Source organism: Fictibacillus halophilus (genome assembly GCF_016401385.1).
GTDB lineage: Bacteria > Bacillota > Bacilli > Bacillales > Fictibacillaceae > Fictibacillus > Fictibacillus halophilus.
Window position 1 is genome coordinate 14,995 of the sequence record NZ_JAEACF010000004.1, and the last position, 26,188, is coordinate 41,182.

The 26,188-nt window shown below is 38.7% G+C and carries 23 protein-coding genes and 2 riboswitches; of the genes, 20 read left to right on the forward strand and 3 right to left on the reverse strand.

Annotated features, from left to right (window positions below; all coding sequences use genetic code 11):
* Nucleotide 1 precedes the first annotated feature (1 nt).
* From groL to I5J82_RS19160, 4 genes are all read left to right on the forward strand, one after another.
* The gene (gene groL, locus I5J82_RS19145; RefSeq protein WP_198769357.1) at nucleotides 2–1,639 is read left to right on the forward strand and encodes a chaperonin GroEL; all 1,638 of its coding nucleotides are present in this window, start codon (nucleotides 2–4) and stop codon (nucleotides 1,637–1,639) included.
* An 879-nt stretch (nucleotides 1,640–2,518) separates the two neighbouring features.
* The gene (locus I5J82_RS19150) at nucleotides 2,519–2,758 is read left to right on the forward strand and encodes a hypothetical protein (protein WP_198769358.1); all 240 of its coding nucleotides are present in this window, start codon (nucleotides 2,519–2,521) and stop codon (nucleotides 2,756–2,758) included.
* A 280-nt stretch (nucleotides 2,759–3,038) separates the two neighbouring features.
* Nucleotides 3,039–3,422, forward strand: coding sequence for a DUF4176 domain-containing protein (locus I5J82_RS19155; protein WP_198769359.1), 384 nt, complete (start codon nucleotides 3,039–3,041; stop codon nucleotides 3,420–3,422).
* 178 nt (nucleotides 3,423–3,600) lie between these two features.
* Entirely contained in the window at nucleotides 3,601–5,748 is a 2,148-nt protein-coding gene (locus I5J82_RS19160) for a S9 family peptidase (RefSeq protein WP_198769360.1), read from the forward strand.
* Nucleotides 5,749–5,821: 73 nt separating this feature from the next.
* On the opposite strand, the gene I5J82_RS19165 is transcribed toward I5J82_RS19160, so the two are convergent.
* The 3 genes from I5J82_RS19165 to I5J82_RS19175 all read right to left on the reverse strand — a co-directional run bounded on the left by I5J82_RS19165 (nucleotide 5,822) and on the right by I5J82_RS19175 (nucleotide 8,079).
* The gene (locus tag I5J82_RS19165) at nucleotides 5,822–7,003 is read right to left on the reverse strand and encodes a DUF4317 domain-containing protein (RefSeq protein ID WP_198769361.1); all 1,182 of its coding nucleotides are present in this window, start codon (nucleotides 7,001–7,003) and stop codon (nucleotides 5,822–5,824) included.
* Between the two features lie 176 nt (nucleotides 7,004–7,179).
* Nucleotides 7,180–7,470 (reverse strand): hypothetical protein, encoded by a 291-nt coding sequence (locus tag I5J82_RS19170; RefSeq protein WP_198769362.1) that lies wholly within the window; start codon nucleotides 7,468–7,470, stop codon nucleotides 7,180–7,182.
* Nucleotides 7,471–7,554: 84 nt separating this feature from the next.
* Nucleotides 7,555–8,079 (reverse strand): ECF transporter S component, encoded by a 525-nt coding sequence (locus tag I5J82_RS19175; protein ID WP_198769363.1) that lies wholly within the window; start codon nucleotides 8,077–8,079, stop codon nucleotides 7,555–7,557.
* Between the two features lie 303 nt (nucleotides 8,080–8,382).
* Here I5J82_RS19175 and I5J82_RS19180 point away from each other — a divergent pair, with 303 nt between their 5' ends.
* The 16 genes from I5J82_RS19180 to I5J82_RS19255 all read left to right on the forward strand — a co-directional run bounded on the left by I5J82_RS19180 (nucleotide 8,383) and on the right by I5J82_RS19255 (nucleotide 26,128).
* The gene (locus I5J82_RS19180) at nucleotides 8,383–9,093 is read left to right on the forward strand and encodes a hypothetical protein (protein ID WP_198769364.1); all 711 of its coding nucleotides are present in this window, start codon (nucleotides 8,383–8,385) and stop codon (nucleotides 9,091–9,093) included.
* A 384-nt stretch (nucleotides 9,094–9,477) separates the two neighbouring features.
* Complete coding sequence (locus I5J82_RS19185; protein ID WP_198769365.1) at nucleotides 9,478–10,452, forward strand: AAA family ATPase; 975 nt, start codon at nucleotides 9,478–9,480, stop codon at nucleotides 10,450–10,452.
* Nucleotides 10,452–11,723 (forward strand): DUF58 domain-containing protein, encoded by a 1,272-nt coding sequence (locus I5J82_RS19190; protein WP_198769366.1) that lies wholly within the window; start codon nucleotides 10,452–10,454, stop codon nucleotides 11,721–11,723. The genes I5J82_RS19185 and I5J82_RS19190 overlap by 1 nt, the downstream gene beginning before the upstream one ends.
* A complete protein-coding gene (locus tag I5J82_RS19195; RefSeq protein ID WP_198769367.1) occupies nucleotides 11,710–13,908 on the forward strand; it encodes a DUF4129 domain-containing transglutaminase family protein in 2,199 nt (732 codons plus the stop codon). Before I5J82_RS19190 ends, I5J82_RS19195 begins: the two co-directional genes overlap by 14 nt.
* Nucleotides 13,909–13,948: 40 nt before the next feature.
* A riboswitch (purine riboswitch) is annotated at nucleotides 13,949–14,050 on the forward strand.
* 136 nt (nucleotides 14,051–14,186) lie between these two features.
* A complete protein-coding gene (gene guaA, locus I5J82_RS19200; RefSeq protein WP_269819612.1) occupies nucleotides 14,187–15,743 on the forward strand; it encodes a glutamine-hydrolyzing GMP synthase in 1,557 nt (518 codons plus the stop codon).
* A gap of 102 nt (nucleotides 15,744–15,845) precedes the next feature.
* Nucleotides 15,846–15,947, forward strand: a riboswitch (purine riboswitch).
* Between the two features lie 325 nt (nucleotides 15,948–16,272).
* Nucleotides 16,273–17,571, forward strand: a complete 1,299-nt coding sequence (locus I5J82_RS19205; RefSeq protein WP_198769368.1) for an NCS2 family permease — start codon at nucleotides 16,273–16,275, stop codon at nucleotides 17,569–17,571.
* Nucleotides 17,572–17,733: 162 nt separating this feature from the next.
* Nucleotides 17,734–18,480 carry a prepilin peptidase gene (locus tag I5J82_RS19210; RefSeq protein WP_198769369.1) on the forward strand — a complete coding sequence of 249 codons (747 nt, stop codon included), beginning with the start codon at nucleotides 17,734–17,736 and terminating at the stop codon, nucleotides 18,478–18,480.
* Nucleotides 18,481–18,784: 304 nt separating this feature from the next.
* Nucleotides 18,785–19,135, forward strand: a complete 351-nt coding sequence (locus tag I5J82_RS19215; protein WP_198769370.1) for a hypothetical protein — start codon at nucleotides 18,785–18,787, stop codon at nucleotides 19,133–19,135.
* A gap of 29 nt (nucleotides 19,136–19,164) precedes the next feature.
* Complete coding sequence (locus I5J82_RS19220) at nucleotides 19,165–19,704, forward strand: hypothetical protein (protein ID WP_198769371.1); 540 nt, start codon at nucleotides 19,165–19,167, stop codon at nucleotides 19,702–19,704.
* Nucleotides 19,705–19,727: 23 nt separating this feature from the next.
* Nucleotides 19,728–20,246 carry a hypothetical protein gene (locus I5J82_RS19225; RefSeq protein ID WP_198769372.1) on the forward strand — a complete coding sequence of 173 codons (519 nt, stop codon included), beginning with the start codon at nucleotides 19,728–19,730 and terminating at the stop codon, nucleotides 20,244–20,246.
* 419 nt (nucleotides 20,247–20,665) lie between these two features.
* The gene (locus tag I5J82_RS19230; protein ID WP_198769373.1) at nucleotides 20,666–21,430 is read left to right on the forward strand and encodes an SAF domain-containing protein; all 765 of its coding nucleotides are present in this window, start codon (nucleotides 20,666–20,668) and stop codon (nucleotides 21,428–21,430) included.
* 27 nt (nucleotides 21,431–21,457) lie between these two features.
* A complete protein-coding gene (locus I5J82_RS19235; RefSeq protein WP_198769374.1) occupies nucleotides 21,458–22,609 on the forward strand; it encodes a CpaE/TadZ family protein in 1,152 nt (383 codons plus the stop codon).
* A 17-nt stretch (nucleotides 22,610–22,626) separates the two neighbouring features.
* Nucleotides 22,627–24,000 (forward strand): TadA family conjugal transfer-associated ATPase, encoded by a 1,374-nt coding sequence (locus I5J82_RS19240; protein ID WP_198769375.1) that lies wholly within the window; start codon nucleotides 22,627–22,629, stop codon nucleotides 23,998–24,000.
* On the forward strand, nucleotides 23,978–24,904 hold the full coding sequence (locus I5J82_RS19245; protein WP_198769376.1) for a type II secretion system F family protein: 927 nt from the start codon (nucleotides 23,978–23,980) through the stop codon (nucleotides 24,902–24,904). The genes I5J82_RS19240 and I5J82_RS19245 overlap by 23 nt, the downstream gene beginning before the upstream one ends.
* A gap of 3 nt (nucleotides 24,905–24,907) precedes the next feature.
* Nucleotides 24,908–25,843 (forward strand): type II secretion system F family protein, encoded by a 936-nt coding sequence (locus tag I5J82_RS19250; RefSeq protein WP_198769377.1) that lies wholly within the window; start codon nucleotides 24,908–24,910, stop codon nucleotides 25,841–25,843.
* Nucleotides 25,844–25,897: 54 nt separating this feature from the next.
* Nucleotides 25,898–26,128 (forward strand): hypothetical protein, encoded by a 231-nt coding sequence (locus I5J82_RS19255; RefSeq protein WP_198769378.1) that lies wholly within the window; start codon nucleotides 25,898–25,900, stop codon nucleotides 26,126–26,128.
* The last annotated feature ends 60 nt before the right edge of the window (nucleotides 26,129–26,188 follow it).

Genomic DNA, 26,188 nt, shown 5'->3' on the forward strand with positions numbered 1-26,188 from the left:
CATGGCTAAAGATATTAAATTTAGTGAAGACGCGCGCCGCTCAATGCTTCGTGGTGTTGATGCACTAGCAAACGCTGTAAAAGTAACACTTGGACCAAAAGGACGTAACGTTGTGCTTGAGAAGAAATTCGGTTCTCCTCTAATCACAAACGACGGTGTTACAATTGCAAAAGAAATCGAGCTTGAAGATGCATTCGAAAACATGGGTGCGAAGCTTGTAGCTGAAGTTGCGAGCAAAACGAACGACGTAGCAGGAGATGGAACAACAACTGCAACCGTTCTTGCTCAAGCGATGATCCGTGAAGGATTGAAGAACGTAACAAGCGGAGCAAACCCAATGGTACTTCGCAAAGGAATCGAAAAAGCAACGGCTGCTGCTGTTCAAGAATTAAAAGCGATCTCTAAACCAATCGAAGGCAAAGAGTCTATCGCACAAGTTGCGGCAATCTCTGCAGCTGACGAAGAAGTAGGACAATTGATTGCTGAAGCGATGGAGCGCGTTGGAAACGACGGCGTTATCACGATTGAAGAATCAAAAGGATTCACAACTGAGCTTGAAGTGGTTGAAGGTATGCAGTTCGATCGCGGATATGCATCTCCATACATGGTAACAAACTCTGACAAGATGGAAGCAGAGCTTGAGAACCCGTACATCCTTATCACAGATAAGAAGATTACGAACATCCAAGAAATCCTTCCAGTTCTTGAGCAAGTGGTACAACAAGGGAAATCTCTATTGTTGATCGCTGAAGACGTTGAAGGTGAAGCACTTGCTACATTAGTAGTTAACAAGCTTCGCGGAACGTTTAATGCAGTAGCTGTAAAAGCTCCTGGATTCGGTGACCGTCGTAAAGCAATGCTAGAAGACATTGCAGTTCTAACTGGCGGTGAAGTGATCACAGAAGAGCTAGGTCTTGACCTTAAGACTGCGAACATCACGCAGCTTGGTACAGCTTCTAAAGTTGTGGTAACAAAAGAAAACACAACTATCGTAGAAGGTGCAGGAGATTCTTCTAAGATCGCAGCTCGTGTTAACCAAATCAAAGCGCAACTCGAAGAAACAACTTCTGAGTTCGATAAAGAAAAATTACAAGAGCGCTTAGCCAAATTAGCTGGTGGAGTAGCGGTAATCAAAGTTGGTGCAGCTACAGAAACTGAGCTTAAAGAGCGTAAACTTCGTATCGAAGACGCACTAAACTCTACGCGTGCAGCAGTTGAAGAGGGGATTGTATCCGGTGGTGGTACAGCTCTAGTTAACGTGCTAAAAGCAATCGCTCAAGTAGAAGCTACTGGAGATGAGTTAACAGGTGTGAAATTAGTACTTCGTGCACTAGAAGAGCCAGTTCGTCAAATCGCACACAACGCAGGTCTTGAAGGATCTGTAGTGGTTGAGCGTCTGAAGAACGAAGAAATCGGAATCGGCTTCAACGCAGCAGCTGGCGAGTGGGTAAACATGTTCGAATCCGGAATCGTTGACCCAACAAAAGTTACACGTTCAGCTCTACAAAACGCAGCATCCGTATCTGCAATGTTCCTAACAACAGAAGCAGTAATCGCGGATAAGCCAGAAGAAAACGCTGGCGGCGGAATGCCTGACATGTCCGGCATGGGCATGGGTGGAATGGGCGGCATGATGTAATAACGCCCACAAAATCCAAGTAATAGGATTTGTGAGTAATACAAAGAAGGTGGAATGCTAGCTAAACTAGCATTTTGCTGACATAAAGGAATTTTCGGGAGCTTCTCATAAGTAGATAAAACTTATGAGAAGTTTTTTTATTTTGCTTAGTCAAAAATCCAAATAAATGACATCATTGAAGTATTGAATGCATTGATGACAACAGATGTTCAGGTTGTATCGTGCAATATTCTACAGAAAAAGTGATCTTCAGCATTAGGTAGGAGACTGCACAGTTGTGACAGCAAGATTGTGCAAAGTAATTAACCGCAGATCCTTGATAAAGTAGAAGGTATGTTCACGAGAGGTAGATTGAGTGTTGCGAGTTATACGACAAAGCAACTATATAAAGAGTTTAATGATCCATTATCTAAAGACATTCTAAAGAAGATTATCGTTTCCAGTGAATATGAAGCAAAGAATTAACTAATCATGTACAATTATAATGATTTCGATCTTCCATTTAATAGAAATAAAACGGTTTCGAAATTCAATATGATTATTAACTCTAGTATCGGCAGATTTCTTATTTGGACAAGGGGAGACAAAAGCAAATATTGAAAATTATACAATTTCAGCAGGGGCTAGTGTATCTGCAGCGAAAACAGAGATAAAATTAAAACCTTTGAATTTTTTTGGATACGAATCTTTAGAAGATTTTTTTGAATTTATTATGATCCATATATTGGATTGTATGTTTTTTTAGGAAGCTTAGGAGTTGGCGGTTCTTTAGGTGCCGAAAATAGCTTGTATGCTGCACTTGGAATAGGGATAGGAGTAAAAATTGGGGTTGAAGAGGATAAAAAGTAAATAAAGATAAATTAGTTGGAGGATATAACATTGTTGCCTATAAATAAAAAAGATTTAAGAAAAGCTTTAAATTTCGGATTACTATTTTATGCTATTTTTGGAGCGGTGAGTGGAACCTTAATATTTGGTGCTGTCTTACTTGTTGATTCGCCTGCAAATGAATTACAAAGCGAAATAGGAACATTGAGTATTGTTGCGGTCTTTGTGTATGGATCATGTACAATTGCATTAATTATTCGTGCCATTCTTAAAAAAAGAGGGTGGATTTAAATGGCTGATATAATTAAAACGCTGTTGCCTATTGGGACAGTAGTCAAAGTAAAGATTTTAAAAAGTTGCTTATGATTTATGGAGGAAACCAAATATTAATCAAAACCAACAAGTTATTGATTACGTTGCTGTTCCCTATCCTGAGAGTAATATCTCAGAACAATTCAATGTTTCTTTAATATAAATCGGATTGAATACGTGATCTACTTTGGCTATGAATCACCGCAAGAAGCTGACATGCGTTGGGCTGGAAATAAAAAACTGAGAAGGAATCATGAAAATGAAAATATTACGAACTAAAAATAAAGGCAAACTAGTATTCATCTTTTTGCTTGTTTTACTTTTAATAGGGTGTACGAATGCGAAAGAAAATAGTTCCGAAAAAGAGAGGCTAGATAAATCCAAACCTTTACCTATTGGCACAGTTGTAAAGTTAAAGCAGATGAAGAAAAGTGTCATGATTTATGGTTACAATCAAATACAAGTAAGTACTGGAAAACAATATGATTACATAGCGGTCCCGTACCCGGAAGGTAATATTTCTCCCGATTATAATGTGTTTTTTAACCGTAACTTTATTGAGAAGGTAATGTACGAAGGCTATGATTCAGAAGAAGGAAAAAAGCTGCGTAAGAAGGTAGAAAGCAACATGAAAGACAATTAAGGAAATTCAGGAGTTATAGATAATATGACGGAATTTTAATCTTATCATCTACACACCAATTAAAGCTCAGCTTACTTTTTTACTAAGAAGGATACAACAGCATTTTGTCAAAATAATAAAGCTAGTAGTATTTCTACTTACTAGATTTGATACGGCAATGGAGGACAGTACAAAGTAAATGAAAATATCGGACTTAATGAATGTAATTGAACCCGCTCCCTTAGTACATATGTCTATGTCCAGTGATAAAAAATGGTTAGCACTTTGTGTAAATGGAGAGCCAGTAGATAAGAGGTCGAATGGTGTTTCGATGGCTGTTGCGGGAACATCACAATGGGTTTGTAATTTGAATACAGGTGAAGCATTTCCGATTGCTCCAGAGGCAAATAGTAGCTGGGCGGGAGTATGGTCTCCTGAAGGTAAGACACTTGCCTTTTTTGCGGATATTGGAGGAAAGGCCCGTTTATGGTTATGGGATTCTACAAACCATAGTCTTCATTTAGCTGCAGATTTAGTCGTCCGGCCATTCTTTGGCTTTGAAAAACCAATTTGGACAAAGGACGGCAAACAAATCATTGTAAAATCTATGCCTAATACACCTATAAATGAAAATGATTTTTACTCCAATTGGGAAAAGTCTAGTCCAAATACTAATATATCACAACGGGTTAAGGTATTTGATACAGGCAACTTGTCTGCTCAGAAAGTTACTGAAGATCTAGATAACTGGGCTGATCGTTATCGGGCAGAAATTAGTATGATTACTGTTGAAAATGGACTTGCTACAACACTTTGTAGTGGGTTAAGACCGGTGGGTATGAAATTATCAACAGATGGTGACTATCTAGCATTTACGCATTGTTTAGGTGAAGAGAATATTGATACTCAACAAAATATCTTTGAATTATGGACATGTCCACTCATTTCTAGTGATACTTCCGAGGTGAAATGTGTTCCTTCGAAAATACATATGATGTATGGTTTAAGTTTTAGTTGGGGAAACGACAATAAGTCTATTTACTACACTACAAATGGACCTTTGTCAGATGGAGGTTTATGGGTTGTAAACACATCCACTAATGTAAGTGAGCTATTATTTCAAGATAAAACAAATCACTTAGGGCATGATTTTGAATCACCTAAAGTACTACAGAATGAAGATGTAGTCATGATTGCAGGAGGGAAGCTGTGGTATTATAGTTCAACTTCTGAAATGCTCAATCCATTTCCTTTTCCAGAGGAACGCAGTATTGTTGCAGGGTTTCCAATTACTAAGGATAACCGAATGGTGGTTCAGACTCATGAACCTATAGAAGGACGAGATGGATTTTGGAACATTAATTGTGTAACAGGAGAAGCCAATCCTATACTTGAAGAACCAAAAGGGCACCTTCCATGGTTTGAAGGTGGAGCTGCTTATTGTGACCATATGAATGAAACAATAGCTTATCTATTTCAGGATGTTGATCTTCCACCAACAATAAGGGTATTTGATGTTGCTTCTAAAAGTGGTACTACTATAACGTTGTCAAAATTAAAGACAGACACGTTTGGTACTTCGGAAATCATTCGTTGGAAGGGTGAGCATCAAGAGTTGAGGGGAGCATTACTACTGCCCAAAAATAGTAAGGGGCGAGTTCCTGCAATCATTAGAGTTTACCCAGGGTCTATGCAATCCACTAATGTTCGATTATTTGGCATGAGTCCATCCGTATGTGATAATCACCAAATATTTGCTTCATACGGGTATGCCGTATTTTTACCTGACTTACCTATGAAAAGAACACATGAACCAGCAGAAGAAATTACGAAAACGATCGCTGATGCTTATGAGGCTCTAATTAAACATCCAAACATAGATTCAGAGAGAATTGGAATCCTAGGACACTCCTTTGGTGGTTATTCAACATTGGTGGCTATAACAAAATTACCACATTTTAAAGCAGCTATTGTATCGTCAGGAATAGGAAATCTAATCAGCTATTACACACAGTTTGATATTAACTCGAACTTAAATTATGGAAGTATTGAAGACGGACAATTTAACATAGGTGCTACATTATGGGAAGAGCGAGAGCGGTATGTAAGAAATTCTCCATTGTTTGAGTTTCACAAAATACAGACACCTGTACTAATCACGCAAGGAACAAGAGACCATTTATGTTATGCAGAAGCTGGACCAATATTTTCTTCATTAAATCGATTAAATAAAACGGCTCAGTTGGTATTATATGATGATGAAGACCATTACCAAGGAACGTGGCGGCGAGAAAACCTTGAGGATTATTATGAGCGCGTTCTGAAGTGGTTGGATAAGTACTTATAATTGAATTTAAAAACATTTACACAATGGAAGTCATCCTCAACGAGAAGGCTTCCATTATGTATTTTGTAGTTAACTATTTCTCAACCTTCTCCCCAAAAGCCTCCGGAATCATCGTAAACCCTTCAATCACCGTATCTTCCTCAACTTCAATCATGAGGTAACGTTTACCGCTAAGCTGTACTTGCTTCACATATCTTAAATCTTGGGGACTAATCGAAATTTTAGCTACCTTTGTGTCGATCTTAATAGATTTTGAGTTGTATTTCGGTACAACACTGCTTGCCTTAATCTCATACTTGTCATCATCAATGACTTTTTGGAAAGCGGACTCTACCTTTTCCACATTGATATCTACAACACCGCTCGCTTTCAGTACGCGCTCAACGTCCTTGGAGTCTAGTCGTGGATGCTCTTCCTCTTCGTTCTCTTCGATCATTCGGTTAATTTCTTCATACACATTGGAGAGGGTAGACGTGTTCAACTGATCTTGTGTTACGTCTTTGATAATTTCTTCAAATACAATCTTATCGTCTTTTGCTGTCATAATTTCTTCGCCATTTAAAACGTCCACGATGAATTCATAATCAGGCTCATGGACTTTGCCTGCTGAGTACAGGATGTGGTTCACATCTGCTGCATTATCACTGAAACACGGGAAGAGAAATCCTCCAATCGGTGCGTTCAGGTTGATGATTGGATCGACCACAAAATTATACTTGAACTCTTTTTCCACATAATCAAAGAGCAGTTCTTTTTTCGGCTCTTGCGTATTGTTTATGCTGCACAAAATGAAGGGGAAGGAGTAGACAGCATCACGTTCACTAATCTCAGCCTCATCATTTTTGCGCTTCGTCGGCTTATAGTATTCTCCCTTAATAAAAGTGATCACGATATCCTTTTCGTACTGACGGTTTAGGAGCATTTTCCCTACCATTTGTAGCATGCGCTCTTTCCAGTCCTCTGTATCGCTTGCGAGTAATCCCTGATGCAGAATAAGCTGGCTATTGTTTTCAGCATTTCTATTAAACTTTAATTCAAAAAGTTTCTCATCGAGATTTCCGCCAAGCAATTTTTTAAAGTTATTAAAGAAGAGCTCTTGTTGTTCAGTATCTAGCATCTCAAAAGGCTGACTCACGTGATGGTAGATCTCGCTTGATTCTTTCGTAATATACACATTAAAGATGCTCGAGATCTTCAGTAGATCGTTCTCTTTTTTGAACTGTTTTCGTATTTGAGCGATATCTTTTTTGTTCATGCTTCTATACACTCCTAAGTTGTTGCGATTTTAAGTCGACACTCTCTATATGTCTAACAGGGAAGTATTCTTTATTTTAACATTCAGAAGGAGTGAAGTGTGATGGTGAATATGAAACTTGAACTTTAAAATAGCAGACACTATGAGGGCGTCTGCAGTCTAAGAAAATATATATTTTAATTATTAATTATATGCACAAAAACAAATACGATTGGTATTAATAGAAGAGTAATAATGATTGTATTCTTGTGAATTTTTTTTTCCATAGTCTCTCTTATTTTCCCAAGAATCAAAAGAATTGCACAAACGAACATGCACCCTACTAAGAAATATGATAGTGAATCTTGGTCAAGAATATAATTACCGTTTGGTAGCTTTGTTGCTGAAGTAGAAAATAGTAGTAGACTTAAAATAACAATTCCAAACATTGGACCCCCAAAAAACCAATCAATTTGTTTTTTCTTCATTCTTACTCCTTAAAAAAGTATTTTGTATTAATAACTCAAAAAAACCCCATATTGTAAGCCAATACGATACAGGGTTCTTTTGAATTACAGTATTCTCTTCTTAATACGTGCTACAAGTGGAACCACGACAAGTCCAGCAAATCCAACTTGCAGAATGTTTCCTGGGATGGATCCAAACGGTACGATCCAGTTGCTGTAAAGCACAACTTCAGCAAAATAATAACCTACCACTTTAATCAGCATTGCTACGACAACTGCCATTGAGTAGACAAGTACTCGTTTGCCTGGTACTTTTTCCGCTATAACGCCCGCTACATAGCCCATTGCACCAACGATGATAAATGTGAAAGGAGCCCAAATGGTGTAACCGGATAGAAGGTCAAATAAGCCCATCCCGAAAGCACCTGCAATAGCACCAGTTCTTCTACCGAAAACAAAAGCCGCTACGAATAGAGGAATGTTACCTAAATGGATAAGACCACCGTTTCCTGCGATCGGAAGCTTGATGTTGATGAACATTGTTGCAACAAGAGTCAGTGCCACGAATAGTGCGCTGATGACTAACATTCTTGTTTTAGTAGATTGTATCGATGAATAAGTAGTATTCATTACATAACCTCTCTCATAAAAAATAAATGTAAAAATAATTGCACTTTTTCATTATATATGTCCTTATTCTTTTAGAAAACAGCTATTTTCTGGGTAGGGTGAAGAAATAGAAAAATAAACTAGTGGAATGAGCGAGTTTCTCAAAAGGAAAGAAGGGGAGATCGATACATTTGCCGAAATCTATTTAGTAGAGCATAGACGTATTGGTACAGTTCATTGCGAATGCCTATAGTAGAAGAATTTAACGATATGTATCGCATGGCGATATAAGGAATAGATGAAGAGAAATGAAGGTGGCCCGATATGCGACGTGATATACAACCGAATGAACGAGCTTTCTCCTCCAAGGAAGTTGCAGAAGAAGTAGGAATCGCAACACCTACTGTTCGAAAGTATGGACAAATTTTAGAACGAAACGGATACGAGTTTTTAAAGGATGGAGATCGACGTATTTTCGTTCAATCTGACATTGAATCGCTCATAGCGCTACGCGATACAGACAAACCTTTAGACGATACAGCTAAAGATATTGTGCTTCAACAAAAAGAAAGACTGAAAGAAACAGTTCAAACGGACGTAGCGCTACCCGATACATATGAGAACCTTCCACAAGACCCGAACCAATTACGAGAAGTCTTAATGATGCTAGCAAATGAATTAGCAGCGACACGCGAGATGAATGCTCAGCTGACAAACGATATGTCTGAGCTTAAAGTAACCGTATCGAGGCTTCAGCAAGATCACCACGCCATCAGTGCTAATGTAGGAAACGCAGCTCAGAAAACGAACGCTAAGATTGAGAAGTTGACCAATCAGCAGAAGGAACAATACGAGGCCTTGCTAGAACAGGAGAAAGAGAAAAGTGAACTTCTTCAGCAGGAAATTCAAAAGTTAAGAGAAGAACAGGTCAAGGAATGGCGTCTGCAGAATGATTTTAATAGACGATTAGAAATTGTTGTTCAAAGCAGGCCGAAAAGCAAATGGGAAGCGATCCTGTCTTTGTTCAAAAAATAAGTTGTGTGTATCGGGGGGCGATACGGTCAACCGTTAACAAGCTCTTTTTCACATAGCTATATCGTGACCCGATATGGATTTTTTATCGATACACGAAACAATCCTCAACATTAAATCGTCATATTTCTACAATTTCCCGAGAAATATCTACAAAAACAGCATACTTATTAAGCTTGGAAAATTAGAGTCAAAGAATTCAAAACAAGACTAGTGTGAGCGAGTACGGTGCACTTTATAGGGTGCATCTTTTTTTATTTATTTTCCTGTATCGAATCTTCTCTTTTTTTGTAAAAAAAACAAGGAATATCGTCTGTACGATGAGAATATTTAAAGGAAAGGGAAATTAAATAATGTAGAGACAGAAATGTTAGAGGGGAGTCTATCATGAACGCTAGAAATGAAAAGACATTTGAATATCATCCTCAGCTTAGAGAGGTTATCGCAAACGTAGAAAAAGTTATGGTAGGTAAGAAAAAGGTTACAGAGTTAACGCTTGTTTCGTTATTAGCGGGGGGACATGTTTTACTTGAAGACGTACCAGGAGTAGGGAAGACAATGATGGTGCGATCCATCGCTAAATCTCTGGGCCTAACCTTTAACCGTATACAGTTCACACCTGATTTATTGCCGTCTGATATGACGGGGGTATCGATATATAACCAAAAAGATATGAGTTTTGAATTTAGACCAGGTCCTCTCGTTGGAAACATCATTCTCGCTGATGAGATCAACCGTACATCACCGAAGACACAATCTGCACTTCTTGAATCGATGGAAGAAATGAGCATGACGGTTGATGGACAGACTCACATATTGCCCGATCCATTCTTAGTTATGGCCACACAAAATCCGATCGAATACGAAGGAACTTATCCGCTTCCAGAAGCACAGCTTGACCGCTTTTTAATGAAGCTGACGATGGGATATCCGACTCCCGAGGAAGAGTTTAACGTATTGAACGTAATCGGAAACGAACACCCGATCCACCTCCTTAAACCAGCCATCTCACCTGAAGAGATCTCAGAACTGAAAACAGCCGTAAAGAACATCTTTGTATCGGATTCAATCAAGCGATATATCGTCGACCTGATCAACCGTACACGTAATCATAAGTCCATTGCGCTAGGCGTCAGTCCGCGTGGGTCGCTCGCGTTATTAAAAGCAGCACAGGCTTTTGCCCTTCTGATGAACCGTGATTTTGTAATCCCTGATGATGTGAAATACTTGGCACCTTATGTTCTTGTTCATCGTGTGCTATTAAAACCTGAAGCTCGTTTTGAGGGAATCTCAGCTGAAGAAGTAGTCAATGAGCTTTTGGCACGTGTGCCTGCACCTATTCATAAGGAACAGCATGCATAATGAAGGCGTTTCTTCATAAATTTCGGGAGCGGTATAAAACACCGATCGGGTTTTCAGGGATCATCTTTTTACTTCTTGTTACGTTCTCTTTTGCGATGTTTCAAGGAGGATTCGTAAGCTGGTTTTTGTTTTACAGTGTACTTCCCCTCGTGCTTTATTCCATTACGATGGCTTTCTATCCGATTCAGAGGTTGAAAGTGGAACGTTATATTTCAAAAAACAAGCTGATGGCAGGCGAAGAAGTAGAAGTAACGATCGTCGTCAAACGACGAAGCAACTTCCCGCTCTTTTACGTTGTGTTAGAGGACTTGCTTCCAGAGGTACTGCTACGTGAAACGCGATATGAGGGCAATACGCATCAGATCCAGTCTCGTATCCTGTTGTTTCCGTTGTTCCGAAAGCATCTGGAATATTCGTATACGATTAATCCTGCACCGCGCGGGTTGTTTAAATTTGATCAGATTCAAATCAGTACAGGCGACATCTTTGGGTTTGTCTTAAAAAGCACGAGTGTCTCTCTTCAAGATCAGATCTTTGTGTACCCGCATTATCAAGATATTGAGCGGTGGGAAGCAGGAAAGATGCTGCAATCCGGTATGAAAAAGGTCGGAAAGCGTTCTTTCACAGACTACACATCAACGGTCAGTGTGCGTGACTATGTGGCTGGTGACCGAATGAACTGGCTGCACTGGAAAGCGAGTGCGAGGTCGAACAAGCTATTAACCAAAGTGTTTGAACAGCAGCGTAACGATGACTTTGTGATCGTGCTCGATCATTGTGAAAAGAGCTACGGCACGCATGATTGGTTGTTTGAACGCGGCGTTTCACTTGCGGCCTCCATCGTTCACTATGCGATCTCAAAGGGTGGTTCGATCGGCTATCATCCGTTATCCGGAAAAGAAATCCCGATGAATATTGGGGTTGAACAAGAGTGGCGGATTCTTCACGAACTAGCAAAAGTAAAGTCAGACGTGAAGCTGCCTTTTGAAGAACGGTTGAAGCAGGAATACATGGCAGGCTATATGGAAGGCAAGACGGCGCTTATTATTTCGCCGAATCTTTCTGAATACACGATGAAAACGCTCGAGCTTATCGCATCTAGACAGCAAACGAACGTGATTTTCTTTTATTTAGCGCTTGATTCTAAACTTAAGAGTCAAGAACTTACGTATATCTCTCGAATCAGACAATTTGGTGTGCCTGTAACACCGATCATTGGCTCTGACTTTAACGAATCGCTGAAGGCAGGTGGCACGTATGCCTCAATCTAATCAGCAACAAGCGTCAACGCTACACGTCTTAGTTCTGTACGGCTTAGGTTTTCTTCTTTTATGGGAGTGGTTAAGACCGCTTAAAGAGCTTACGACGACGAACGATATCCAAATTTTCGTGATGTACACATTCTTTTTGTTTATTGTTACGTATTTTCAGCTTCCGTTCTGGATCTCTTTTCCTGTGAAATTGGGAGCGATGTTATATGCGCTTCACTCGCTTTACTTTTTTGATGTTTTCTTATCGTTTAAATGGGTTCCATTCTTGATTGAAGACATTCAATACAATCTTGGTCTGTTTTCAAACCAAAACTGGGACGAGATGACATCACTCTCTCGAAGTCTGTTGTTCTTTATATTACTCTGGCTCGTCAGTTATTTGATGCATTATTGGCTCGTCCAGACACGAAGAATCTTTCTGTTTTTCTTGATCACCGTCATCTATATTTCAATACTCGATACGTTTACAGTGTATGATGGGAAGTTCGCGATCATCCGTACCGTTTTCATCGGATTAATCTTGGTCGGTATCTTACGGATGATGAAGATTATTGAAACGCAAGGCTTCTCGCTTTTAAAAGGAAAGTTCCCTGTGCTGTGGGTGGCACCACTTTCTGGTGTCATCGCGTTGTCATCAGCTCTAGGTTATGTGGCGCCAAAAGCATCTCCGATCTGGCCTGATCCTGTTCCTTTTATTCAGAACATGTCAGGAAAAGATGGAGAAGAAGGACTAGGAAAAGGCGCTGGTATCGCGAAGATTGGTTATGGGGAAAACGACAGCCAGCTTGGCGGTCCATTCGAGTTCGACTATACGCCAATCTTTACGGCCTATGATAACGGCAGGCATTATTGGCGGATAGAAACGAAAGAATTCTACACCGGTAAAGGGTGGGAGAATGTAACTCCGACTCAGGCAATCGCTTTAGAAGCAAATAATCCTTCAGTGGATACCGATTACACGAGAATCTGGGTAGATGGATTAGAAATGAAAGACCATAAAGCACGCATTGAAGCGGAAAAAAGAAAAGAATACTCATTTTTAATGATTCCAGGAAAACTGACCAACATTCAAGCCGATCCGGATATCAGTTATCAGTTAGATGGTGTTAACGGCAAAATTTCTACCTTTCAAGATGGAAGAGAAGAGAAACTTTCTGAGTATGAGATGAACTACCAGTTGCCTGTTATCAAAGAAGAGCAGCTAAAAGCTTCAACCAATCAATATCCTGAAGCAATAAGTGAAAATTACCTGCAGCTTCCTACTACTTTACCGGAAAGAGTAAAAAATTTAGCGCGAAACGTTACAGCAAACCAACCAACGATCTACGATAAAGTCAAAACGGTCGAAGGCTATTTTGCAAAGAACGCATACGGCTATAATACGATTGAAGTTGCGGTTCCAAAGGGTGATGAAGATTACGTCGATCAGTTTTTGTTTGAAACGAAAAAAGGGTATTGCGATAACTTTTCAACGTCGATGGTTGTAATGCTGCGCTCTGTTGGCATACCTGCGCGCTGGGTAAAAGGTTTCACACCAGGAACTTTTGAGGCGCTTGGTGATGATGGTCTTCGTGAATATACCGTTACAAACGCAAATGCCCACTCATGGGTAGAAGTGTATTTTTCAGGAATTGGATGGGTTCCATTCGAGCCGACGCGTGGATTCGATAATCCATTCCAGCCTGAAGACGAAGAAAAGGATTCAACACCAGCTGCACCTGTACCGTCACAGCCGGACAAGCCCGAAAAAGACGTAACCAAGGACGAAAACACTTCATCAGGAGAAAAAACAGGTTCAAGTTCAATCCTGAAATCTGTTGGAACGCTAGCTGTAATTCTGTTAATCAGCCTTGTTGTGATTGCTGGGCTCGCTTATCTGTTCCGTAGAAAATGGCTTCGTCAGTACACGATCTGGCGCTACAAACACAAAAAAGGCGCTGATAGCTTTGAAGAAGCGTTCGAACGCTTGATGTGGCTATTAAAGGTATATGGCATAAAAAGAAGACCTGCTTTTACGTTGAGAGAATACGCTTTGTATGTTGACAGAGAGCTCGATTCGAAGGACATGAGAATACTCGCGAAAGCCTATGAAGGCGTTCAATTCAGTCCGAAAAAGCAGTCAGATCTATGGAATGATTTTCATAAAGAATTGTGGGAAAATTTAATTAAAAGAATCCGCCCTTGACCGCTATAACAGGCATTGTTAGAATGTCTTTAAGATTATAGTGTCAGATATTATTCTCCTTCGTATATCCTCGATAATAAGGTTCGAGAGTCTCTACCGGGTTGCCGAAAATGACCTGACTATGAAGGCAGGATTCTTTATAGCTACATTTTAAGGAATTCTGCCTTTGTTTTTGTATGTGGAAAACAAGGGTAGAATTCTTTTGTTTTATAAAGAAAGTGTAAAGATAGACAAGCTGACGGATACTATAGCTGATAATAATAGATGGGGTGAAGTACATGAGCGTAACGAATGATTTGCACGTAATGAGTGAAATGATCGTTGTGTTAGATTTCGGTGGACAATATAATCAGTTGATTGCACGTCGTATCCGTGACTTAGGAGTATACAGTGAATTACATCCGCACACGACAACGGCGGAAGATATAAAGAAAATGAATCCAAAAGGAATCATCTTCTCTGGTGGACCTAACTCTGTTTATGCAGAAGGAGCACCAGCTTGTGATCCAGCCATTTTTGATCTGGATATCCCAGTGCTCGGTATCTGCTATGGTATGCAGTTGATGAGCTACCACTTCGGCGGTAAAGTAGAACGAGCGAGCCACCGTGAGTATGGTAAAGCAGAAATCACAGTAACGAACATGAACAAGCTTTATGAGAATCTTCCAGAACAACAAGTGGTATGGATGAGCCATAGCGACTTAGTTGTTGCGCCACCAGAAGGTTTCGTAACGGACGCTACAAGTCTTTCTTGTCCTGTAGCGGCAATGAGTGATGTATCTCGTAAACTTTACGGCGTACAATTCCACCCAGAAGTTCGTCATTCAGAGTATGGTATCGAGTTTCTTGATAACTTCGTAAAATCTGTTTGTGAATGTGAAGGCAACTGGACGATGGAAAACTGGATTGAAGACGAAATTCAAAAGATCCGTGACGTTGTTGGCGACAAAAAAGTGATCTGCGCGATGTCAGGTGGCGTTGACTCATCTGTTGTTGCCGTACTTGTTCATAAAGCGATCGGTGACCAATTAACATGTATCTTCGTTGATCACGGACTTCTTCGTAAAGATGAAGCTGATCAAGTAATGAAGACGTTCAGCGAAGGATTCAACATCAACATCATCAAAGTCGATGCGAAAGATCGTTTCTTAAGCAAGCTTGAAGGTGTTTCTGATCCTGAGAAGAAGCGTAAGATCATCGGTAACGAGTTCATCTACGTATTTGATGAAGAAGCTTCAAACCTACAAGGCATCGAATTCCTTGCACAAGGTACGCTTTACACAGATATCGTAGAGAGCGGTACAGCAACTGCACAAACGATCAAGTCTCACCATAACGTTGGCGGACTTCCTGAAGACATGCAGTTCAAATTGATCGAGCCTCTTAACACACTCTTTAAAGATGAAGTGCGTAAAGTGGGTACAGAGCTTGGCATTCCTGAGCACATCGTATGGCGTCAGCCGTTCCCAGGACCAGGTCTAGGAATCCGTGTACTTGGTGCGATTACAGAAGAAAAACTAGAGATCGTTCGTGAGTCTGATTTCATCCTTCGTGAAGAAATCGCAAAAGCAGGCTTAGAGCGTGAAGTATGGCAATATTTCACTGTCCTACCTGACATCCGTAGTGTTGGTGTAATGGGTGACGCTCGTACGTACGATTACACGATCGGTATTCGTGCCGTAACGTCGATCGACGGAATGACTTCTGACTGGGCACGTATCCCTTGGGATGTTCTAGAAAAGATCTCTACTCGTATCGTAAACGAAGTCGATCACATCAACCGCGTGGTATACGATATTACGTCTAAGCCACCAGCAACTATCGAGTGGGAATAGGGTTGAAAGCGAAAACACGAACGATTATCGTAAAATAACATAAAATCATTCGTAAAAACGCTTGACGTACGACAAAGTTCGACCTATACTCAAGTAGTAATTAAAAATTAAATGTATTTCCTACGTATAAATTCGGGGATATGGCCCGAAAGTTTCTACCAGACTGCCGTAAATGGTCTGACTACGAAGGATTTTTGAAACATGGCTCACATGCTCTCTTTGCATAGGCCACGTTTCATTAACTCTTACGTATTCAGACCCAAGGGCTCGTCCCTTGGGTCTTTTTGTTTGAACAAAGCTGCTTTTGAAAGTAGTTGATTTCCGCTCCAGGTGCTTCGCTTTCCGCGGGGCGGGCGGTGAGCCCCTTGCCGCTTTGCGCCTTTAAGGGTCTCACCTGTCCCACTCGTCCCGCAGGAGTCTCGCACCTTGCGCTCCAATCAACTACAATGATGCAAAGTTCAAACCCCATAAGTCAGTAAAATAAGCTTTTTCGATTTTATACGTAGACAGGGTATAGGGGGATATATAGATGGAAAAGTACTTTGGTTTCAAGGAGTTCAACACTTCTTACAAGAAAGAGGCAACAGCAGGATTAACAACGTTCCTTGCGATGGCTTACATTTTATTCGTTAACCCTTCCGTTCTAGGCGATGCTGGCATGGATAAAGGTGCCGTGTTCACAGCAACTGCACTTGCAGCGGCCCTTGGAACACTTTTCATGGGGATCGTAGCGAAGTATCCGATCGCACTTGCTCCAGGTATGGGACTTAACGCTTTCTTCGCTTACTCAGTAGTCTTGGTCATGGATATCCCGTGGCAAACAGCTCTTGCTGGCGTATTGATGTCTGGAATTATCTTTATTTTTATTACATTATTTAAAATTCGTGAAACCATCATAAACGCAATACCGGAAGATTTGAAGTTTGCTGCAGCGTCCGGTATCGGGCTGTTCATCGCATTTATCGGACTGAAGAACGCAGGAATCGTCGCTCCAAGCGAAGCTACACTTGTTTCTCTTGGTGACTTAACACAAGGTCCAACACTTCTCGCAATCTTTGGTTTCATCATTACAATTTTAATGATGATCCGAAACGTTCGTGGAGGAATCTTCTACGGAATGGTAATCACAGCTGTAGTTGGTATCTTTGCTGGTTTGATCAATAAGCCAGATCAAATCGTAGGAGCGATTCCAAGTCTTGCGCCAACATTCGGACAAGCGTTCTCTCACTTTGATCAAATTTTTACGATCGACATGATGATCGTTGTTCTAACGTTCTTTATCGTTGATTTCTTTGATACAGCAGGAACATTGATGGCAGTTGCATCACAAGCAGGAATCATGAAAGACAACAAGCTGCCTCGCGCAGGTAAAGCGTTGCTAGCCGATTCATCAGCAATCGCAGTTGGTGCGATCCTTGGAACATCTTCAACAACAGCTTACATCGAATCAGCTTCAGGTGTAGCAGCAGGTGGACGTACAGGATTCACGTCTGTGGTAACGGGTGGATTATTCTTATTAGCTCTTTTCTTCTCGCCATTATTAGTTGTCGTAACACCATCTGTTACTGCACCAGCACTTATCATCGTAGGTGTACTGATGGTATCCGTATTAAGCAAAATCAAGTGGGACCGTTTAGAAATCGCAGTACCAGCATTCTTAACATTGATTGCAATGCCGCTCACATACAGCATCGCAACAGGTATCGCACTAGGATTCGTTATGTATCCACTAACAATGACAGTAAAAGGACGTGTAAAAGAAGTTCACCCAATCATGTGGGTTCTCTTCATCGTCTTCATCAGCTATTTTGTATTCTTAGTCGAATAGTGAAAAATTATCGTAGGAATGTCCGTTTTCGGGCATTCCTTTTTTGTATGTGCAGGAAAACAAATAAAAAAGATAGCCGATAACTTTAAGGAAGAGAGATGCAAAAAATAAGTTTCTTCATTATAATAGTGTGCAGGATGAAGATTAAGGGAGAAGTGGGAAATGGAAGTAATGTGGAGCGTTTGGTTTTTTGTAGTAGGAGCCGTCTTAGCCTCGTTCGGTGGAGTAATCGGCTATCGTCTGCCAAAGGGAATGAAGGTAATAGGTGTAGAACGCTCACAATGTGACCATTGCGAAAGGCAGCTAAAATGGTACGAGCTGTTTCCCATCGTTTCGTATCTCACCGCCGGCGCAAAGTGTAAAACATGTAAGAAGCGGATTCCCCTTTTATATACGATGGTGGAACTCGCAACAGGAGTTCTTTATAGTTTTTCATACATAAAATACGGCTTTTCTATTGAATTGTTGTTAGCCTGTTCACTCGTTTTATTATGCGCCATCATTACTGTTTCTGATTTGTTGTACTTTATTATCTCAGACAAAGTGCTGATCGTATTTTTCGTGTGGTTCCTAGCGTTACAGGCGATCTTTGAGCCTAGAGGCTGGGTAGACGCTGCCGTCGGAAGTTTGCTCGGATTTTTATTTTTATTGTTGTTAGCCGTTCTCTCTAAAGGCGGAATCGGCGGTGGAGATATTAAACTGATGGGCGTATTAGGGCTCATACTCGGTTTTCAAGGAGCATATCTAACACTTATGGTCGCATCCATCGTAGGCGTTTTAGTCGCAATCGTAGGGGTAGTGACGAAGAAATATAACCGTAAGACCGCGATCCCGTTCGGACCGTATTTAGCAGTAGGAGCGTTAGTGACATTTTATTATAGTGAAGAGTTGTTGGGGTTGATCTTTTGACCTCAACTTTTTTATGTCGAAACTTTGATTTGGATTGAGCGTAAGTAGGGTATGAAAAATAGAGTAGTATGAAGGTTATAGAGGATTACGAATACATTTAGAAGAGGATTATGTTAGGAGGTTTTGTTGGAAATGTGGGTTAATTATTTTTACGAATATACTAGCGTTCATCTTAGCATTAATATTTGGAATAGGTTATTACAAAAAGAAAAAGAAAGAAAAAGTTAGTCAAATTCGAGCTGAACTCTGGGGAACAGCGGTCTTTATAGGAGTTATGGTTTTTTTTAATGGGATAATTCTGTACGTGAACTATTCAGATGAGCAAAGAGTAGAAGCTGCATATACAGAAATGGAAAAAAACAATGAAGAAAGAGGAAATGAAGAAGAATCTTTTGCTAACCTGGAATTATCACTTAAAACTGATAAAAATAAGGGCCAAGATACTCATTATATTTATGTAGCTAATTTTAATAAAAAGGTATCATTTCATGGAAAGGTCTATATAAAAACCATCATCAATAATAAAATAGTTGACGGGGAATACACAACAAAAAAAATCACTATAAAACCAGGGGAAAAGAAACAAATAGATCATTTTGATGGGAGAAGGTTGTACGATTCATATTCCTGGGAGTGGAAAGGTGAACTTAATTAATTTGAAGTTATAAAAAGGTGAGGACGAAAATGGATAATGACTATTTGAGTGGTGTGATCTGGTTTAACATAGGAGCTTTTTCATTTGGACTTATTCTAGCCATTAGCTCGTTCGTTCACTATAAAAAGTTAGGTAGAACGAGAACAGGTGTTTATTGGGCGATTGGTTGTATTGCGACATGCCTGCTAGTGATGAATGGAATTATAAAGGTTTCAGATGTAATGGATGAACATATGAAGAAAGAGGCCTTTGAATTACTTAATGAAAGATACGAAGACCGTGGAGACCCGAATAACGAGTCTTATGATAACTTGGAGGTTGTTGTAACTCCAGATAAACTCAGGAGTTCTACTTCATATAATATTTATGTAGCAAATTTTAACAAACAGTATTCATACAAGGGCAAAATTAAAATTACAATTAGGAACAAGAAAGACAAAAAGGTTTTTACCCATGTTACCGAATCAATTACTATAAAACCGGGTGAAAAAAAGGAAATTGAAAATGCGCTTTATGATACTTGGCACCCAAACTACTCGTGGAAATGGTTGGGCGAGCTAAAGAAATAATAATATAAATGGAGGTTAGTGTTTTGAGAATAGAGTTTTTAATTATGAGTGGAATTGGTGTGTTTTTTGGTATTTTTGCAGCATATTTTGCGTACTTAAAGAAAAGTCCTGAAAGCAAGAAAGCGGGTTGGATGTGGGCTATTGGGTCTTTTCTGTTTTGTGTAATATTCTTTAATGTCATTATGACTTTTGTAGACATATCAAACGATAATAGAAAAGAAGAAGCTTTTGAAGTATTGGATAAACAATATAAAGAACAAGGGGATAAAGAGAATGAATCCCTAAATAACGTAAGACTGTCTATAAAAACTGATTCACAAACAAAGTCGATTTCCCATTATATTTACGTAGGTAACTATAACAATAAACGAACGTATAAGGGAAAAGTACATGTGGAATTGGTTAAGGATAATGAAGTTGTAGAAGAATACACCACTAAATCAATAACTATAAAGCCAGGCGAAAAACAAGAAGTAACATTCTTTAAAGGACCTCGAAGTTATGATTCTTACCGTTGGGAATGGGAAGGGACGTTGCGTTAATCTGTTTAACAACCATCTATCTTAAGATAGATGGTTGTTTTTTTAAATTGATTCTATTTTCCTATGTGTTTTCTAAAAACCACTATAGGTCTAATTCACCTAAATTGTGGTTACAAAGCACTTTAGGGTTTAATTCAGTGAGTTTTGAGGTATTAAGTTTTTAGTAAAGATGGGTTAAATTGTAATTTATGTATGATTATATTCCTAAAATAATACTTTGTAGAAATTGTCGAAAGGAGTCGAAGTTTATTTCCCGTTAGTAAGAAGGTATTAAAAATGAGATAAAACCTTTGTATACCAAGGTTTTTTGGAGGTTGACGCTGTTGGGAAATATGTGATAGTTTTGGCATAGCCATTTATCAGGATATGACATTTGTATTATAAAATAGTAATTCGTCGAGAGAGAGGTAAATTTTTAAATGTTGGAGTCGAAACGAAGAGCCATTATCTTTATTAGTCTTTCTTTGTTATTAGCCTTACTAGCTGGAGTAATATTTCTACAAAAAGTTAAAGCACTCAACAATCAATTAGGTGACACAACATCAGTATATGTTGCTAGCGCGGAGATTCCATCAAGAGCCTTAATTAAACCTGATCAGGTTAAGGCTATTGAAATCCCTAATAAATATGTAACCGATTCACACATCACAAACAAGAAAAATTTAATTAATAAGGTTTCAGTCGTTCCATTAACTCCGGATGACATCATTATGAAAAACATGTTGAAGGATGTTTCAACATTACAAAATCAAAATAATAGACTTATATCTATGATAGCTTCTGAAAAAGTCAGGTTTGATCAAGAGCTAAATGATTTGGACCGAGTTGACATTATCGTTTCTCAAAAAGTTGATGGTCAGCCAAAAACAGAATTATTTATGAGCGATGTACCAGTAGCCATGGTTGCTAGAGGTGAAAATAAATCGTTTAAAGGAGTTGCGTTAGAGGTTCCTATAGAAGACGCTCCTAAATTAATCCATGTGCAAAACTACGCAGATAGTGTAAGGATTTTAAAAGCAAATGTTGGGCAAGGAGAAAAGAAGAAACCACAGGAAAATGATCAGAAAAAAGAAACTGAAGAAAAACCTGCAAGTACACCACCTGCTCAACCAACAAAACCAGCAGCCAAACCAGCAGAAAAGCCACCTGCTCAACCAGCACCACAACCTAGTAAAAAAGAATAATACAAGGATTTATCGGTGGAGGACATTATGAGTAAACCAAAATCTTTAGTCGTTATAACAGAAGATACCTTATTAAAAAAACAAATATTAGAAGGTTTAAAAGATTATCAAAATGTTGAAGTCGTAGAACCGTTTGATGCAGCAAAAGAAATTGACAGGTTAGATCCTGATATTGCAATTGTTGCTAGATCTAATTCTGAACAGGGTGTAGAACTAGTTCAGAGTCTTCATGCTATTAATTCTTCGTTAAGTATTTTGTTTGTGTCAGATGCTCCAGACTTTATGTTGTTACGTGAAGTAATTAGAGTAGGAGCTATTGATTTCTTTGTTTTACCAGATGAACTGGAGTTATTTAAGGAATCCATTAAAAAGACAGAACGATTTATTGAGAATAATCGCAAAAGACAAGATGGTGTACAACAAAGTTTTAAAAAAGGAAGAGGTCAGGTTATCTCTTTCTATAGCGGTAAAGGTGGTAGTGGTACAACCTTCTTATCGACAGGTTACAGCCAAACTTTAAAGTTAGATTCTACTGCTCAAGTCCTATTTATTGATTTAAATCTCCAATTTGGTGGAGCTGAAGCTTTTTTGGGATTAGATGGAAATCGAACGATTGTTGATTTAAAGCCGGTAATTGAAGAGTTGAATGAAAGTCATATAAAAAATGTTACACAAAAAGAAACACATTCTAACCTAGAAGTGCTTATGAGTCCTAGGGATGCAGAATCTGCTGAGATTATAAACGAAGAATTTATTTCTAGGTTAATTCGAACATGCAGGCTTTCTTATGATTACGTCATTATTGATTTGCCAGCTTATATGAATGAAGTGAGTTTAACTGCTTTAGAAGAATCAGATCTAATCTACTATGTAATGAATTTAGATACACCTTCTTTAAGAGTATTTAAAAGCGCGGAAGAGTTATTTAATCGGTTAAGCGTTAATACAGAAAACAGACTTGAGCTTGTTTTTAACCAAGTTGGAAGAGATAACGAATTAAGTGTCTCTGATTTCAAACAGCTTATTGAAAAGCCTGTGGCTGCTGAAATCTCGAGAGATTTTAAAGGAATTCAATCTTTGATCAATAACAGTACGCCGATTAGAAAACAACCAAATGAAAAGAAAATTACGAGTGCTGCAAAAGATTTGAAAAAGTGGGTTGCCAACACTTTGAATTAATAAAGGAGGTTTAATTAATGTCGCTATTCAGTAGAAAAAGTTTCATTGAAGTAAACGACAACAACGATCAAGTGCAAGATTATTCCTCCTATGCTAATCCATATATAGATGAACTATTAGAGCACTATAAAGCTAGATTGTTAAATGAATCAAATCTTGATCAGATTACTAGCTTATCTCGAGGCGAAATGAGACTGGCTATAGAGAGAATCATCAGTCAGTTTATGTTAGAAGAAAGAGTTGTTATACCGAGAAGCGATAAAGAAAAATTACTTACTCGGTTGATAGATGAATCAGTAGGCTTTGGTCCTTTAGAATCACTGTTAAACGATCCTGACATTACAGAGATTCTAATAAATGGACACAATGAGGTTTACATTGAGAAAAACGGTAGATTAGAGTTAACCAGTCTTAAATTCAAGGATGAATCTCATGTAAGGCACATTATTGATCGTGTAGTTGCACCACTAGGACGAAGAATAGATGAAAGTTCACCTATGGTTGATGCAAGGCTTCACGATGGTAGCCGTGTAAATGCTGTAATTCCTCCTGTTAGTTTAAGAGGCACATTAGTTTCAATACGTAAATTTCGTAAAGAACCACTAATGATGGAAGATTTAATCAGTTTCGGTTCTATGTCAGATGATATGTCCAAGTTCCTTGAGGCAATAGTAACCGCAAAATTAAATATTCTTATCTCTGGAGGAACAGGAAGCGGAAAAACGACTTTGCTAAACGCAGTTGCGCGATCCATTCCATCAGGCGAAAGGGTAATCACTATTGAAGATTCAGCTGAACTTAGGCTAAATCGACCTAACGTAGTAGGAATGGAAGCACGTCCAGCAAACGTTGAGGGATCGGGTGAAATTTCAATTAGACAACTCGTTAAAAACTCCCTTCGTATGCGTCCCGATCGAATTATTGTAGGGGAAGTTCGTGGACCTGAAGCGTTCGATATGCTCCAGGCGATGAATACAGGTCATGAAGGTTCTCTTACAACCGTCCATGCTAACTCACCTAGAGACGCTCTTGGAAGAGTTGAAGGTATGGTAATTATGGCAGGAATGGACTTGCCCGCAAGTGTAATTCGTGAATATATCGTAGGAGCTCTAGACTTTATTGTTCAAGGTGAACGACTTACAGACGGGAAGCGTAAGATTGTTTCCATAGCAGAAGTGTTTACCGATGAGGATGGAAAAGTACACGTGAACGATATTTTTATATATAAAAAGACTGGAATGAATTCAAATGGGGATGTGGAAGGCTACTTTACCCCAACGGGAATAGTTCCAAAATGCTTGGAGCGATTAAAGGTTTTTGGTGTTAATCTTTCTGAAGATATTTTTCAGACACAAGGAGGGAAGCTGCATGATTATAGCCGCTCTTTCTAGCCTATCCGTTCTATTAGCAATCTGGGCAATTTATAGCTTCTTGGGTTACAGGACACATAAAAGAGAATGGAAAAGACAAGCCGAGACCATATATGGTACTCCAAATAAAAGAAAAAGCTATTTTGTTGTATTGGGAGATAAATTCGATCGATCTCCACTAGCAAGTAAAATGCATGAGAAGTTGCAGCAAGCCAATGTATCTTTAACACCATCTGAGTTCTACGGAATGTTGATTTTAGGTGGAGTTACAATAGCAATTTTATCTAACACGATGTTCAGTATAACAATGCCTTTAAACATAATCATCGCAGCTGCTTTTGTTGTGATTTCATACTATTCTTTGTTTGCAATTAGAAAAAATAAATATCAACAACGATTTGAAGGTCAATTATCTGAAGTATGTCGCCTTCTTGGGAATTCAACTAGAGCAGGTATGACAATTAACCAAGGTGTTGAACTTGTTGCACATGAAGTGGCACATCCTGCGGGTACAGAATTCAAACGACTTGCAAATGAACTGAGATTAGGTGTGGATTTTGAGAAGGCTCTAGTAAGTTTTCAAAAAAGAGTACCTTCAAGAGACTTTAAGTTATTCATAGCTACTCTTCTTATTCAAAAAAGAGCGGGGGGCAACCTGCATGCAATCTTGGACGAAATGGCCCATACGCTTGAAGAACGGAAAGTACTTAATCAAACTATTAAAACAATGACTGCAGAGCAAAGATTTATTTCATATATTTTACCATCTCTACCCATATTTTTGATTTTAGTTATGAATACTATTGTGGATGATTTCTTAAAACCTATAACCACTGTGCCAGGGGCTATTATATCAATAATGTTCATTATAGGAACTATTTTAACTTTTTATCTTGTAAGAAAGGTTACCAACATAAGGGTGTAAATAATGGATACTTCAATAATTTTATTGGTTTTACTATTTTGGTTCTTTTTTGGGATGGCCCTAAGGAATTGGTTTGTGTTCTCACAAGAGAAAAAAAAGTTAATTACTCATATTCAAGATGTAACAGAAATTAGTAGGAATGTATTTAAGAAGAAAGAGAAAACATCAACGAAAATTTTAACTAAAATTTTCAAATATGGTGATGATTTTTCTGCTTTAGGTCAAAGAATAAATTTTTTCAGTGAAAAACACGAGGTAGAACTTTGGTTAAGAAAAGCAGGTTATCCATATGAGTTAACAGTGGAACGATTTCAAGGCATAAAAATATTTTTAACAATTATTGGGTTTTTCGTAGGTTTTATTGGAATCTTTACAGGATTACCATTATCTCAATTTGGTGTCACCCTATTACCGTTGCTAGGTTACTTTGGGACAATCATGGCGTTAAAGAACAAAGCAAAAAAGCGACAAGAAGAACTACGTTATGATTTACCTGATTTTCTAGATACAGTAAGTGTTAGTTTAAGAGCTGGAGTTAGCTTAGATCAAACGCTCCGAGAAGTAGTTAAATATTTTAGTGGTCCTCTACATGAAGAGTTTTCTAGGTTTAACCAAGAGATAAGTTTAGGTGTACCTAGAGAGGAAGCATATCGAGATTTACTTAAAAGAAATGATAATCCCGAATTTCAATCGTTAATAAAATCTCTTATTCAAGGGGTTAAATTAGGGGTTCCAATTGCTACAACTTTTAAAATACAGGCAGAAGATATGCGAGTAATCCGAAAAGAGTTAGCTAAAGAGAAAGCAGCTAAAGCCAGCCCTAAGGTTACTCTTATAACAACATTTGTAGTTGCTCCTACTGCAATTATAATGATTGCAGGTTTAATGATACTAAACATGCTGTTTAGTGATGGTGGAATAGCTAGTTTATTTAGGTAAGGTCTTTGCATTCTGCAAAGTTAAAATATAAAAATTTTTAGGAGGAAATTGTTTATGAAAAACATCATGTTAAGCACTTATGTCAAGGTTGAAAACACTATTAAAGGTTATGCGGATAAAGTTAGAAATGAAAAGGGTTCACAATCACTTGAGTGGATTGCAATCGCAGCCATTGTAGTCATTATCACTGGAATTATCTCTAAAGCAATGAAAGATACTTCAATCGGAACAGAATTTTTAAATAAGTTTAAAAACTTTATAGCTGAAGTAGGTAAGACTGAATAAGGATTTTAAGAATAGTAATGTTCCACGAACATTACTATTCTAATTTTATTAAAAAATACA